Here is a 14,405-nt window from a genome sequence, read left to right on the forward strand (position 1 = left end):
AGCACAGATTAATGGGCTGCTCAAAAGTGAAAAAGCGGCTATAAAGCGTTTAACTGTCTACCAGAGAGTGACAATGAACCCGTTCGAAGACATGCGTATTTTTTGCCAGGTCATGGACTCCGGCAGCTTCACCTCGGCGGCCGATCAGTTAGGCCTGTCCAAGCAGTTCGTCAGCCGTCGCTTGATGCAGTTGGAAGAGCGTCTCGGCGTGCGGTTGTTGAACCGCTCGACTCGGCGTCTGGACGTGACGCCGCTGGGGCAGAGTTATTACGAATCGGCGTTGCGCCTGTTGGGTGAAGTCGAGCAAGTGGAGCAGGGCATCGCCGGGCAAACCGCCGAACCACGCGGGACGATTCGCTTGAGCGCGCCGCTGTCGTTTGCCGTGGCACATCTGGGCTGTCTGCTGCCGCTGTTCTTGCAGCGCTATCGTGAGGTTACGGTAGAGGTCGATCTGAGTGATCGGCCGGTGGATTTGCTCGGTGAGGGCTACGATCTGGCGCTGCGCATTGGCGTGCTCGAAGACTCGACGCTGATTGCCCGGCGCATCGCGTCGATCGAACGCGTGTACTGCGCCAGCCCGGCATACCTCGCCGAGCGCGGCACACCGCTCAAGCCTGAAGACCTGCACAGCCATGACTGCCTGCCTTATGGCCATGGGCGTTCGGTGCAATGGCGCTTTAACGCGGGGCAGGGTAAGCCGTTGTTGGTGAATGTCACCGGGCGCATGCGCGTTAACAACGGCGAGTTGCTCAGGGATGCCGCAGTGCAGGGGATGGGCATTACCTATTTGCCGACGTTCATTGTCGGCGCGGCGCTGAAGGATGGCCGGTTGGTGCCGGTGCTGGATGACTTGCGCCCCGAGCCGCTGACGTTATCGGCGGTGTATCCGCAGCATCGTCAGGCCTCAAGGCCGGTGCAGGCGCTGGTCGAGTTTTTGCGTGAACGCCTGAACGAGAGCCACGTCGACCTCTGATTTATACGCAGATCAAACTGTAGGAGTGAGCCTGCTCGCGATGGCGGTGTGTCAGTTAAAACATCATTGGCTGACCCTCAGCATTCGCGAGCAAGCTCGCTCCCACATTTGATAAAGGTCGTCTGTGAAATCTGCGCACGCCACAAAACCCTGTAGAAGTGAGCCTGCTCGCGATAGCGTTCTGTCTGTCACAGTTTCAGTGTCTGAACAACCGCTATCCGAGCAGGCTCATTCCTACAATTGATGGTGTTTGTCTGTGAAATCTGCGCACGCCACAAAACCCTGTGGGAGCGAGCCTGCTCGCGAAAGCGTTTCGTCTGTCACAGCTTCAGTGTCTGAATGACCGCTATCGCGAGCAGGCTCACTCCTACAATTGATGGTGGTTGTCTGTGAAATCTGCGCACGCCACAAAACCCTGTGGGAGCGAGCTTGCTCGCGAAAGCGGTGTGTCAGTTAAAACATCATTGGCTGACCCTCAGCATTCGCGAGCAAGCTCGCTCCCACAGTTGATAAAGGTCGTCTGCGTAATCTGTAAACGCCGCAAAACCCTGTAGGAGTGAGCCTGCTCGCGATAGCGTTCTGTCTGTCACAGCTTCAGTGTTTGAATGACTGCTATCGCGAGCAGGCTCACTCCTACAATTGATGGTGGTTGTCTGCGTAATCTGCGTATGCCACAAAACCCTGTGGGAGCGAGCTTGCTCGCGAAAGCGGTGTGTCAGTCAAAACATCATTGGCTGACCCACAGCATTCGCGAGCAGGCTCGCTCCCACAGGTTTTGCGGTGTGTCTAATGATCAGTTGGCGCGCTTGTCATCGCCCGGCTCGCCGCCGACATGTACGCCGCGATCATCGCCGGCTTCAGCCGCAGCGTGGACGCCACGATCATCACCGACTTCACCAGCGCGGTGGACCCCGTGGTCATCGCCGACTTCACCGGCGCGGTGGACGCCATGATCATCTCCCGCTTCAGCATGGGCGCCGTTGCGGCCGGATGAGGCGCTGTCGCCCGAGTGTCCCGAGCCGTGGTCGCTGCCGCTGTGGCCACTGTTGCCACCACTGCCACTGTTGCCGCCACCGCCGTGACTGCCTCCGCCGCCACTTCCGCCCCCACCATTTCCACCGCTGCCACCTCCACCGCTGCCACCACCGTTGCCACCGCCCCCGCCCCCGCCACTTCCTCCACCTCCGCCCCCACCATTTCCGCCGCCGCCGCCGCCGCCCCCTCCGCTACCGCCACCACTGCCTCCACCACCACTCCCACCATCCTTGGCATGAGCACTGGATACCCCGGACAAACTGTCCGGAATCAGCACCGTAGACGCTGACAGAACTGCGCCGATGGCCATTGCGAGCACGAGCTTTTGAATGTGCATATCGTTCTCCGTCTTTGTGGTTTTGTTGGGAACGTAAAAGTGCATTGTTGCAGGGACCGGACCCGTTCCCGGGGGTCAGTGAATACTCGAAGCCAGTTCGAAAATCGGGATGTACATCAGGATCACGATGACCCCGATCAGCAGGCCGATGAAGGTCATCAGCAGCGGCTCGAACAATTTAACGAACCACTCCAGCCAGCGGCTGATTTCCTCGTCGTAGAAGTCGGCGCTGCGTTCCATCATCTGCCCGAGGTTGCCGGACTGTTCGCCGGCGCGCAGTAGGCGCAGGGACACCGGTGTCACCAGGTGATTGAGCTCCAGCGCGGTGGACAATGACTGCCCCTCGCGCACCCGCTCGCAGGCCTGATCCAGGCGCACCCGCGAGGCAACGGTGAGCAAGCCGCGCACCATGCTCATGGCGGTCACCAGCGGAATTCCGCCTTGCAGCAGAATCCCCAGCGAACGATAAAACCGCGCCAGCTCATACATGAAAATCCGTTGATGCACGGCTGGCAGTTTCTCCACCAGCCGATCCAGCCCACGGCGAAACGCCGGTTGCTTCTGCAGGACGGCGAGGGCAATGACCAGCGCCGCCAGCCCGCCAAAAAACTCAGCCTGATGCGCATGCAAAAACATGCCGCTGCTCATCAGCACCTGCGACAGCCACGGCAGGTTATTGCCCAAGCCTTCAAACACCAGACTGAAGCGTGGCACCACGTAACCCATCAAGAACAACACCACGCCACCACCGACGATCAGCAACAGCATTGGGTAGATCGAGGCACTGATGATCTTCTGCCGCACCTCGTCCATGCGCTGCCGGTAACTGACGTAACGGCCCAATGCATCGCCGACCGCGCCGGTCTTCTCGCTGGACTGTACCAGCGCCACGTACAACGGCGGGAACACCGCCGACAACTGGCCCAACGCCTGCGAGAAGGATTTGCCCTCATAAAGCAGGCGCACCAGCTCACTCAAGGTTTTCCGGGCAGCGGGGGCGGTTTCTTTTTCGGCGAGGCTTTCCAGCGCATCGATCAACGGTAGGCCGGCGTTGAGCAGGGTGGTCAATTCCTGGCTGAATAACACCAGGTTGAAGGTCTCGCGCTGGCGCAGTTTCAGTGAGCGCCAATGCTTGTCGGCGTGCGAGCTGAGCACACGCAAGCCCTGATCCTCGGCGATCCGCCGTGCGTCGCTGTCACCCGCCGCTTCGACGCTCAAGGACACCACGCCCGCCTTGCCGACCGCTTTCAAATGAAATCGCATGGGCCGCGCTCCGTTTACTGCCAGTTGGTCACTTCAGCGTTTTCACCTTCACCGCCGGGCTGGCCGTCCTTGCCCATCGAGAGCAAGTCGTACTCGCTGTTTTCGCCGGGATAGCGGTAGGTGTAATTACGTCCCCACGGATCCTGCGGGAGCTTTTTCTGCAAGTACGGGCCGGTCCATTTCGCTTCGTCACTCGGTGCAGTGACCAAGGCCTGCAAGCCCTGTTCGGTGGACGGGTAGTGGCCGACTTCCAGTCGATAGATATCCAGCGCTTTGCTCAGCCCTTCGATCTGCGCCTTGGCCACTTTCACTTCCGAGCGACCGAGTTGGGCGAAGTATTTCGGCGCGACGATCCCGGCCAACAGGCCGAGTACCACCAGCACCACGAGCAATTCGAGCAGGGTAAAACCGCGTTGGCCACGCGGACGAAATTGCAGCTTCATGATGACCTCCCGTAAGTGGCAGCCGTGTCGCCTGAAGGGCCTATGCAATTGCCATGCTCAGCCTCACTGAAAATCGGCTGATTGGCTGAAGCCCTTGTAAATCGGGCATTTCAAGAGTCGGCACAGTGCTTGCGTATGGCTCAAACGTGATCGGCCATTGGGGCATTTCCCCCAATTTATCGGGGTCGATCCGGGGAGGCCCGACATGAAATTTCTCGCCAGCGGATTGCTCGGATGTGTGCTGCTCAGCGGCGCCGCGCAAGCCGACGTATTCATCTCCGTGGACGCCAAGGGCAGCTATGTCCTGTCCAACGTTCACCGGCCCGGACGCACCTACGAACGGGTGATCCACGAGGCTGAAATGCCTGTGGCCAGCCTCGATCAACAGCCACAAATGATCGCCAACCAGCCCTACGCGGAACTGGTGTCGGCGGCGGCCAAGGTCAATCAATTGCCCGAGGCGCTGCTGCACGCGGTGATCAACGCCGAATCCCACTACAACCCTGGTGCGACCTCAGCCAAAGGCGCGGGCGGACTCATGCAGTTGATGCCCGACACCGCGCGCGAACTCGGTGTGACCGACGTCTACGACCCCAAGGCCAACATCCAGGGCGGGGCGAAATATCTCAAACGCCTGATGACCTTGTTCGACAACGACATTGCTCTCGCCGTGGCGGCCTACAACGCCGGGCCCGACGCGGTGCTCAGCCGTGGCCGGGTGATTCCGCCGTTCGCCGAAACCCAGCGTTATGTACCGAACGTATTGCGTCAGTACCGGCGTCTGCAGGGCCTGGCCATGGATGCGCCGTTGTGACCCAACCCGGTTTTCCCCACATTCGGGGGCAAACCGCAGAGGCCCGAAAAGTGGGGAAAACCGGTGGGGAATATCCCCCGGATCCTCAAATGGTTGCGGTAACTGGTTGAACGGTAATGAGATTTTTTGTGGCACGCGGATTGCTCCGAGGCATTTGTCGAGAAGTGTTCCCAAGAGCACCCACTACGAGGTTACTGATCATGGTTGGCATTCATCACGCTCCGTCTCTGTTGAATTGGCTGGTGATTCTGGCCTCGATGCTCAGCGTCGAGCTGGCCGGCGCGGCCGTGCGTTGCGAGCGCAACCTGGTGGCCAACGTCGTCGCCTTCGATCAACCACTGATGTTCAACCGCCTCGGTGCGCAGAACATCAACGGCATGATGTTCGCCCTGCGCCGCGACGTGGTCGATGAACATGAGCAGTCGCTGGCTTACGGCGGCGCCGCAGTGCCGGGCAAAGTCTCGCTGCGTCCGGACAAGCGCCCTCGGCCATTGGTATTGCGTGTGGCCGCCGGCGATTGCCTGACGATCAATCTGCAGAACCTGCTCGACTATAAGGCCAACCCGAACAAGCACTTTGAAAACCTGGGCGAAGAAGAGGGCGCGGAAAACGCCAACGGCGCCGAAGCCTTCAAAGTCGATGAGCAGGTGGCGGATCGTCACGTCGGTTTCCAGGTCAACGGCCTGCAAGCAGTGAACAGCATTGATGACATCTCTTCATTCACCGGGCGTAACGCCAACAGCCTGGTGCCTCCGGGCTCCAGCCGTTCCTACACCTTGTTCGCCGAACGTGAGGGCGCGTTTGCCGTCAGCAGCCGAGGCGCGACGTTTGGTGGCGAGGGCGCGGCCGGCAACGTTGCCAATGGTCTGTTCGGCCAGGTCGTCGTGCTGCCCAAGGGCGGTCGCACCTATCGCAATACCCTCACCGAAGAAGAAATGCGCCTGGCCACCACCGGCCGCGCACCCACCGGCCAACCGATCGTCGATTACCAGGCGCGCTACCCGCAGCGCGAACCGTGGTTGCGCGAAGGCAAGGCCGGTACGCCGATCATCGGCATGGTCGACGGCAATGAAATCATCTCCAGCGAAAGCGATGCGATTGTCATGGGCAGCAACGCCGACGGCAGTTTCCCATCCAGCACCTACCCGCTGGAGTCGATGGGCAAACGCAACCCGGCGATTCCCAATCGCCTCGAAGCGTTCCGCGATTTCGCCTCGCAATTCCAGGACGAAACCGCCGCTACTCAAGCATTCCCGGCCTATTGGGCTGACCCGGTAATGGCCCATGTGCTGGAGCCGACCCGCGACTCGTTCATGATCAACTACGGCTCCGGCGGTATGGGCGCCGAAGTGGTCGCCAACCGCTTGGGTGTGGGGCCGATGCACGACTGCCTGTCGTGTGCCTATGAAGAATTCTTCCTCAGCTCGCACACCGTCGGTGATGTGGCGATGCTGGTGGATGTGCCGGCCAACACCGGGCTGGAGAACATCGCCCCGGGGCAGACACCGCGCGCCGATCAGATCGGTGTGAAAGCCACCATGGCCTTGTATCCGTCGGAGCCGTCGAACGTCAACCACAGCTACATCGGTGACTTCGTCAAATTCCGCAACACCCACAATGGCCACGAGCAGCACATCTTCCACCTGCACGGCCATCAGTGGCTGTTCAATCCCAACGACGACAACTCCGATTACGTCGACGCCCAGGGTATCGGCCCGGGTGCCGGTTATACCTATGAAATTGCCAACGGTGGCTCGGGCAACCGCAACCGCGTGGCCGGTGATGCGATCTATCACTGCCATTTCTATCCGCACTTCGCCCAAGGCATGTGGGCCATGTGGCGGGTGCACGACGTGTTCGAAGAAGGCACGCGACTCGATGTTTCGCAGCAGGGCGCCGACGGCTATCACAGCGAACCGTTTGCCTTGCGCAGTGGCAAACCGGCGGCTGGCGCACGGGCCTTGCCCGATGGCGAAATCGTCGCCGGTACGCCGATTCCGGCCATCGTGCCGCTTCCAGGCAAAGCCATGGCGCCAATGCCGGGCAAAGTCGTGGTCGTGCCGAAGATCGGCGAAATCCTGGTCGCCGAAAATGATCACGACGATGACGAAGAAGAGGGCGATGACGACGGTGAGCACCATGGCGGCAATGCCGCTGGTCAAGCCATCGGTTCGCTGGCGCTGGTCGATCGCAGCGAAGCCAATCGCAATGCCGACGGCAGCCTGAAAAACCCTGGCTATCCGTTCTGGATCGGCGGCATGGAAAGCTCGGTCGGCCAACGTCCGCCAACGCCGCCGCTGGACATGCTCGACGCGGCCACCGCGCAGTCTTTGAAGGCCAGCGGCAAGGCACTGTGGGCCAATCTCGACCCGGCGCAGTCCGGCGGTTGGAATGGCGGCTTGCAGCGTCACGCACTGGATGGCGTCGCGGCCGGTGGCGAAGCGCACACCGTGACCACTTCGCTGGACTTCTCCAAGGAAGTCAGCCGTGCCAAGCCGATTTACCTGCCTGAAGAAGGCACCGAAGTCGAACAAGCGGCGATGGCCTTCCACGCGAAGAAAGATCACCCAAGCTATGCCTTGCTGCCCGGTAATCAAGTGGTCGCCAAGGCGTTCCGCACCAACGGTGCCTTGCCGATGGCCGGCGCGCCGTACTACGAGCCGTGCATGGACGATCGGCAAAAACGCCTGACCAGCAACGCCGGCAGCGGCGAGTTCGCCAGCGGTGAGCGCATCGACGGTATGTCCTTTGTCGGCGCCTCGAGCTTCACCGCCGACCGGCCACGGATCTACAAAGCCGCCAACATTCAGTTCGACGCGGTGTACAACAAAGTCGGTTATCACTTTCCGCAGGCGCGCATTCTCGCGCTGTGGGAAGACGCCTGGCCGGTGATCACCAAGCAACGTCCACCAGAGCCGCTGGTGATGCGCATGAACACTTTCGATTGCGTGCAATACCAGCAAACCAACCTGGTCCCGGCCACCTATGAGATGGACGACTATCAGGTGCGCACGCCGACCGACGTAATCGGCCAGCACATTCACTTGCCGAAGTGGGATCTGACCTCGGCGGACGGCTCCTCCAACGGCTGGAACTACGAGGACGGCGTGCTCTCACCCGGCGCCGTGCAGGAACGCATTCATGCGATCCGCGAGTTCAACCAGTGCGCCGGCACCGATCCACGTGACGGCACCCAGGCCTGCCCGATAGCCAGGAACCACCCATTTTTCGGCCAGTATGGTCGCGCCGACTGGCTGGGTGCGCGCACGGCGATGCAGCGCTGGTTCGTCGATCCGGTGGTCAACGCCAAAGGCGTCGATCGCGGCCTCGGCACCATCTTCACCCACGACCACTTAGGCCCATCGACGCATCAGCAGATTGGACTGTACGCGACTGTGCTTGCCGAGCCGGCCGGTTCCACCTGGTTCCACGCCGAAACCGGCGAGCCGTTGTACAGCGGCGCGCGCCAGGATGGTGGGCCGACCTCATGGCAGGCGGTGATCAACACCGGCGACCTCGATGGCGACGGCAAGAACGACAGCTTCCGCGAGTTCTTCCTCGAATACAGCGACTTCCAGCACGCCTATGAAGCTGGCGTTTACGTCGGTGCCGGCCCTAACGGTGTGCCGAATGCGCAGGCGTTCCCGGCCACCGCCGACAGCTTCCGTTACGCGATCAACCCGCCAGTGCGCAACAACGCCAGCAACTTGCTAGAAGGCGTGCTGGAAGTGCAGGGCGGTCAGGTGCCGGGCTGCCCGAGCCGGCCATGTCCGCAGGCGATCTCGGTGGATGATCCGGGCATGTTCGTCGTCAACTATCGCAACGAACCGCTGGCCCTGCGCGTGTACGACCCGAACAAGGTCGGCCCGGATGGCAAACGCGGCATGCAGGCTGACGGCCTCGGCGGTGATCTGTCGTTCGCCATGCAAAGCCGTACCGACCGCGCCATTCCGGCGATGAATCTGGCGCCGAATCTGCTCACTTCGGCGACCGGACCCACCGGCGGTACCACGCTGTTTCCACCGCACATCAACAAGGGCGGCGCCGAGCCGGGCGATCCGTTCACGCCGATGCTGCGCACCTATACCGGCGACAACGTGCGGTTGCGGGTGCATGCCGGCGGCCATGAGGAAGAGCACAACGTCACCCTGCACGGTGTGAAATGGCTGCAGAGCGGTTCCGGTTTCGGCAACAGCTCCAACTCTGGCTGGCGCGCGTCGCAGATGATCGGTATTTCCGAGCAGATGGGCTTCATTGCGCCGGTGTCGATGCTCTCCAGTTCGGCGGCGACCACGGGTGATTATCTGTACTCGATGGACGCTTCGATCGAAGGCTACTGGAGCGGTATCTGGGGCGTGATGCGCAACTACACCGCCAAACGCGCCGACCTGTTCGCCATCCCCAACAACCCGAATCCGGCGGGCATGCGCAACACCGTGGCGTTCGAGGGCAGTTGCCCGCGCTATGGCGCCAACCCTAACGGCATTGGCACCCGGCCTACGGTGCAGCGCAACTACGAAGTGGTCGCGGCGCTGGCCAACGACATTCTCGGCAATGCGCTGGGCTTGACCATCGGCGACCCGGAAGGGCTTGGTCAGCATGTCGGCGGGCCGCTGAATCCGGCGGGTGGCACCCTGGTGCTGAACTCGCGCACGGTGAGCATTCCCCAAGTCACCGTGACCGATCCGGAAGATGGCGAAACCATCACCATCGGCGGGCAGAGCGGGCCGTTGCATGACCCGACCGCGATTCTCTATGTGCGTAAATCCGATCTCGATCCGGTGAGTGGCAAGCTGAAACCCGGCATTCCGGTCGAGCCGTTGGTGCTGCGTGCAGCCGCGGGGGATTGCATCAACATCACTCTGGAAAACCGTCTGCCGAGCGTGATGCCCGACTTGACCCAAACTGCGGTGATGCAAGGTATGGTCAAGCGTGATCGCAACAGTGGTCTGGGCTCGACCACCTTCAGCAACAACCTGATGCGGCCGTCCAGCCACGTCGGCCTGCATGCGCAATTGCTGGCGTACGACATCACCAAATCCGACGGCGCCAATGTCGGCGCCAACCCGATTCAGACCGTGCCACCGCGTGTCGGCAACAGCGGCGCGTACCCGACCCGTACCTATCAGTACTACGCCGGGCACCTGGAGCGTGAAGGCAAACCGGTAACTCAACTGGGCCGCAGCGTCGACAACATCAACGCCACAGCGGTGGAGTTCGGCGGCTTGAACATCACCCCGGCGGACGTGATCAAGCAACCGCAAAAAGGCCTCGGTGGTGCGATGAGCATTCTGCCAATCGGCGCGACCTGGATTGACGATGCACGCAAGGTCAACGCCACGGTCACCGCGCCTGGGCAAACCAGCTACCGCGACTTTGCGATGGTCTGGCACAAGGCGTTGAACACCCGTTGGGCCAATGGTCGGCCGGTGGAAGGGATTGCTGCTGAGGGTTTCGGCGTGCCGACCGATCCGCAGGACAACTCGAGCATGGCGATCAACTACAAGACCGAACCGCTGTGGTACCGCTTCGGCCTCGCCCCGGATGCACCGTTCGGGCATGCCGATGGCGCGGGTTATGGCGACATGACCAACGCGCACATGGCCTACAGCAATGCGCTGGTGGGTGGCGATCCGCAGACGCCGGTGTTGTATGCCAAACCGGGGCAACCGTTCCGCACGCATATTTTGATGCCGAGCGGTGGCAGTCGCGGCACCACGTTCCAGCTCGACGGGCACGTCTGGTCAGTGAACCCGTTCCAGGCCGAGAAGAGCGATGTCGGTGGCTATCCGATGGGCTCGCCGGGCGTCGGCTCAGTGCGCTTCGGCTACAACCCGATGTCGATGTACATCGGCGCCCACGAAAGCGTCCTGCCGGCCGCGCACTTCAGCTTCATGATCCCGAGCGCTGGTGGCAGCAATGCGATCCCGGGGGATTATCTGTTCCGCGATTACGCCGCCTACGGCAACACCTCCGGGTTATGGGGACTGCTGCGGGTAACCAACGAACCCGAACCGGCGCCGCAGGGGCAGTAGCAGAGCGGCAATGCCCCGGTGGATGCAAATCCCTGTGGGAGCGAGCCTGCTCGCGAAGAGGGCGGCACATGCAACAGGTGTGTTGGCTGACAGACCGCTTTCGCGAGCAAGCTCGCTCCCACAGGGGACAGTGGTTGGCAGTGAGGAAGTGGATGTACGCAAATCCCTTGTGGGAGCGAGCTTGCTCGCGAATGGGGGCAACTCGGTTTGTGAGGGTGAGGCGGAAGACGCTTTCGCGAGCAGGCTCGCTCCCACATGGGGGGCGGTGTTTTGCCAGGTGAAGAGGTAGGGGAGAGTTAGATGAACAGGATCATCAACATCATCGGTATTTGCACGCTGGCCATGGCCGGTGCGTTGCTGACGCTGAGTGAGATTGCGCTGGCACAAACCGGTGCGGGTCAGACGCTGAACCGCGACGGCGTGGCGGTGGATTTCAACCTCAAGCCATTGGCCGCTGACGGCAAACTGCGTGAAGGTGAATTCGCCGATGTGCAGTTTCGCGTCACCGACAGCGCCTCCGGCCAGCCGTTGTCCGGGGTAGCGCCGGGGGCACTGGGTCGATCCGCAAACCCTCGCCGCCGATCAGGCCCAGGGCCGCGACCAGAGCTGCAAGGCCCGGGTCGGGGTGTTTCTCAAATCCAACATCGGTGCGCGACCGTTGCTCGACCTCAACAGCTATTTCCTGCTGGTGATGAACCGCGACGCGAGCATCGCTGTGGTCGATCCGTCGGTGTCGGTCGGCGGCATCACCAGCACGCTCGCGCGAATCGAACTCAAGCAATCGCCGATGGACTGGGTCACGCCCAAAGACAACAAACGCGTGTTCGTTTCCATGCCGACGGCCGGCGAAGTGGCCGTCATCGACAGCGAACAATTCAAGGTTCTCGATTCGATTAAAGCCGGCAGCCAACCGGTGCGCCTGGCGCTGCAACCGGATGAACGTCTGCTCTGGGTCGGCAACAACGCCAGCAAAACCGAAGACTCCGGCGTCACAGTGATCGACAGCCAAAGCCTCAAACCCCTCAAATACTTGCAGACCGGGCGCGGCCACCACGAAATCAGCTTCAGCAAGGACAGCCGCTTCGCCTTCGTCAGCAACCGTGACGACGGCACCGTCAGCGTGGTCGACATCGCCAGCCTGAACATCGTCGAGCAAATCAAAACCGGCTCGCATCCGTTATCAGTTGCCTATTCGCCATTGTCCGGCGCGGTGTATGTGGCCGATGGCAAGGACGGCACCGTGACCGTGATCGACGCCAACACGCACGCCATCCGCCGGGTGATCAAACTGCAACAAGGCCTCGGCCCCATGGGTTTCAGCGCCGACGGCCGCTTCGGCGTGGTGCTCAACACCGTGGAAAACCGCGCCAGCATCATCGACGCCGCGACCAACGGCGCCATTCACGACCTCGACGTCAGCGCCGAACCCTACCAGGTGGTGTTCACCCAGGCCTACGCCTACATCCGCGGACTCGCTTCACCGAAAGTCACCATGATCAACCTGTCTTCTTTAGGCGAAGGCCGCCAGCCGATCAGCCAGAGTTTCGAAGCCGGCCCGCAAGCGCCGCGTCTGGCTGGGGATTTGCCGCTGGCCTCAAGCCTGGCGGTGTCGCGCGACGACAACGCGGTGTTCGTGGTCAACCCGGTCGACAACACCACCTACTTCTACGCCGAAGGCATGAACGCGCCGATGTCCGGCTACCCCAACCGTGGCCAGATCGCCCGCGCCGCCATGGTCATCGATCGCAGCTTGCGCGAAGTCTCGCCGGGCCTCTACAGCGCCCGCGTGAAACTGCCGGCAGCGGGGCGCTTTGACGTGGCGTTCCTGCTCAATCAACCGAACATCATTCACTGCTTTACCGCGCAGATCGAAACCAATGGCGCCCTGGTAAAACACTTCGGCGCACCGAAAGTCGAGTTCCTCCTCGACAAGACTGCCGTGGCGCTCAACGACCCCTACGTCGTGCGTTTCCGCATCGTGCAGGGCAAAGACAAAACCCAGCGCAGCGGCGTGAAAGACGTGCAATTGCGCTACTACCTCGCGCCCACCTCGCATCCCCGCGAAGTGGCGGCGCTGGAAGTCGCCGACGGCGTGTACGAAGCGCCGATCACCCTCGACCGCAGCGGCGCTTGGTATCTGCATGTGCGTGCGGCCTCTTTGGGCGCCGGTTTCGATGACAAGACCTTTGCCAGTGTTCGGGTAGCCCCGGCCAAGCCCGTTGAAGAGGAGTTTCGACATGAACCGATTTGCATCCAGTGGCCTGCTGACCCTGTGCCTGTTGAGCCTTGGCATCCAATACGCCAACGCTCACTCGGCAGACGAACACGCTGGGCACAAAGCCCCGGCCAGCAGCACTCAGGAACACGCCCAGGTGAAATTCGCCAACGTGCCGCTGCTCGACCAGAACGGCAAAACAGTGCGCCTGGAGCAGGATCTGGTGCAGGGCAAAATCGTCGTCATGAGCTTCATCTACACCAGTTGCACCACGGTGTGTCCGGTGGTCTCGTCGATCATGGGCAAGGTGCAGAAAAAGCTCGGTGCGCGGGTCGGCAACGAAGTGCAACTGGTGTCGATCAGCATCGACCCGCAGCGCGACGACCCGAAACGCCTGCAGGATTATGCCCGCACCTTCCAGCGCGGGCCGGGCTGGAGCTGGCTGACCGGCTCGCCGCAGTCGATCAATGAAACCCTCAAGGGCCTCGGCAGTTTCAGCGGCGACTTCAAGAATCACCAACCGTTGATCCTCGTCGGCGACGGCAACAATCGTCACTGGATGCGCTATTACGGCTTCACCGATCCAGCACTGTTGGCCAAGGAAGTGGAAAAACTCAGCGGCCTGCGCACCCACGCCAAACACACAGCCATCGCCATGGAGCAACAGCCATGAGACTGCTCGACTGGATCGCCCTGACCGTGTGCTTCTGGATTCTTGGTAACGTCGCGTTTGCTCACGAAGACCACGTCTCTGAGCCGCCAGCCGCTGTGGCCGCCGCCCCGGCCAAAGGCACCCACGACGCGAAAACCTGGTTCACCGACACGCCTTTACAGGATCAGAACGGCGCGACCCTGCGCTTCTACAGCGATGCGCTGCAAAACCGCATCGTCCTGCTTAACGTGATCTTCACCAGTTGCAATGACGCCTGCCCGCTGATCACGCAAAAGCTCAAGGAAGTTCGCGAGCTGCTGGGTGACAAGGCGCAGGACATCACCTTCATTTCCCTTACCAGTGACCCGCTGCGCGACACGCCGGCGGTGCTCAAGGCTTACACCTTGAAGCAGGGTTCCGATGACCCTCATTGGCTTTTTCTCACCGGCGACAAGGCGCAGATGGACTTGGTATTGAGTCGCATCGGCCAAATCGTACCGACGCCAGAGCAACACTCCACGCAGTTGATCGTCGGCGATGTCGCCAATAAACGCTGGAGCAAAATCCGTCCCGACGCCCCGGCTGCCGCCATTGCCCAGCGCTTGCAGTTGCTGACAATGCCCGTGGCCGGCCGCTGA

8 protein-coding genes and 1 pseudogene are annotated in these 14,405 nt (G+C 61.5%); 6 read left to right on the top strand and 3 right to left on the bottom strand.

Annotated features, from left to right (window positions below; all coding sequences use genetic code 11):
* The first annotated feature begins 73 nt into the window (after positions 1–73).
* On the top strand, positions 74–973 hold the full coding sequence (locus tag AB4O11_RS19065; RefSeq protein WP_460090375.1) for a LysR family transcriptional regulator: 900 nt from the start codon (positions 74–76) through the stop codon (positions 971–973).
* Between the two features lie 793 nt (positions 974–1,766).
* Here the strand turns inward: AB4O11_RS19065 and AB4O11_RS19070 are convergent.
* From AB4O11_RS19070 to gspG, 3 genes are all read right to left on the bottom strand, one after another.
* Positions 1,767–2,345: a hypothetical protein gene (locus AB4O11_RS19070; RefSeq protein ID WP_460127877.1), complete on the bottom strand. Its 579-nt coding sequence runs from the start codon at positions 2,343–2,345 to the stop codon at positions 1,767–1,769.
* A gap of 75 nt (positions 2,346–2,420) precedes the next feature.
* Positions 2,421–3,608, bottom strand: a complete 1,188-nt coding sequence (locus tag AB4O11_RS19075; protein WP_093439294.1) for a type II secretion system F family protein — start codon at positions 3,606–3,608, stop codon at positions 2,421–2,423.
* Positions 3,609–3,622: 14 nt separating this feature from the next.
* Entirely contained in the window at positions 3,623–4,051 is a 429-nt protein-coding gene (gene gspG, locus AB4O11_RS19080; protein ID WP_064120121.1) for a type II secretion system major pseudopilin GspG, read from the bottom strand.
* 205 nt (positions 4,052–4,256) lie between these two features.
* Between gspG and AB4O11_RS19085 the strand changes: the two genes are divergently transcribed.
* The 5 genes and pseudogenes from AB4O11_RS19085 to AB4O11_RS19105 all read left to right on the top strand — a co-directional run bounded on the left by AB4O11_RS19085 (position 4,257) and on the right by AB4O11_RS19105 (position 14,405).
* Positions 4,257–4,865: a lytic transglycosylase domain-containing protein gene (locus tag AB4O11_RS19085; RefSeq protein ID WP_093439292.1), complete on the top strand. Its 609-nt coding sequence runs from the start codon at positions 4,257–4,259 to the stop codon at positions 4,863–4,865.
* A gap of 200 nt (positions 4,866–5,065) precedes the next feature.
* Entirely contained in the window at positions 5,066–10,900 is a 5,835-nt protein-coding gene (gene mnxG / locus AB4O11_RS19090; protein WP_460127880.1) for a manganese-oxidizing multicopper oxidase MnxG, read from the top strand.
* Positions 10,901–11,200: 300 nt separating this feature from the next.
* Positions 11,201–13,115, top strand: a pseudogene (locus AB4O11_RS19095) (YncE family protein); the annotation flags it as partial.
* 22 nt (positions 13,116–13,137) lie between these two features.
* The gene (locus AB4O11_RS19100) at positions 13,138–13,788 is read left to right on the top strand and encodes an SCO family protein (protein WP_460127882.1); all 651 of its coding nucleotides are present in this window, start codon (positions 13,138–13,140) and stop codon (positions 13,786–13,788) included.
* The gene (locus AB4O11_RS19105; protein ID WP_093439276.1) at positions 13,785–14,405 is read left to right on the top strand and encodes an SCO family protein; all 621 of its coding nucleotides are present in this window, start codon (positions 13,785–13,787) and stop codon (positions 14,403–14,405) included. The genes AB4O11_RS19100 and AB4O11_RS19105 overlap by 4 nt, the downstream gene beginning before the upstream one ends.

The sequence above is a fragment of the Pseudomonas sp. H1_D05 genome (assembly GCF_054682705.1).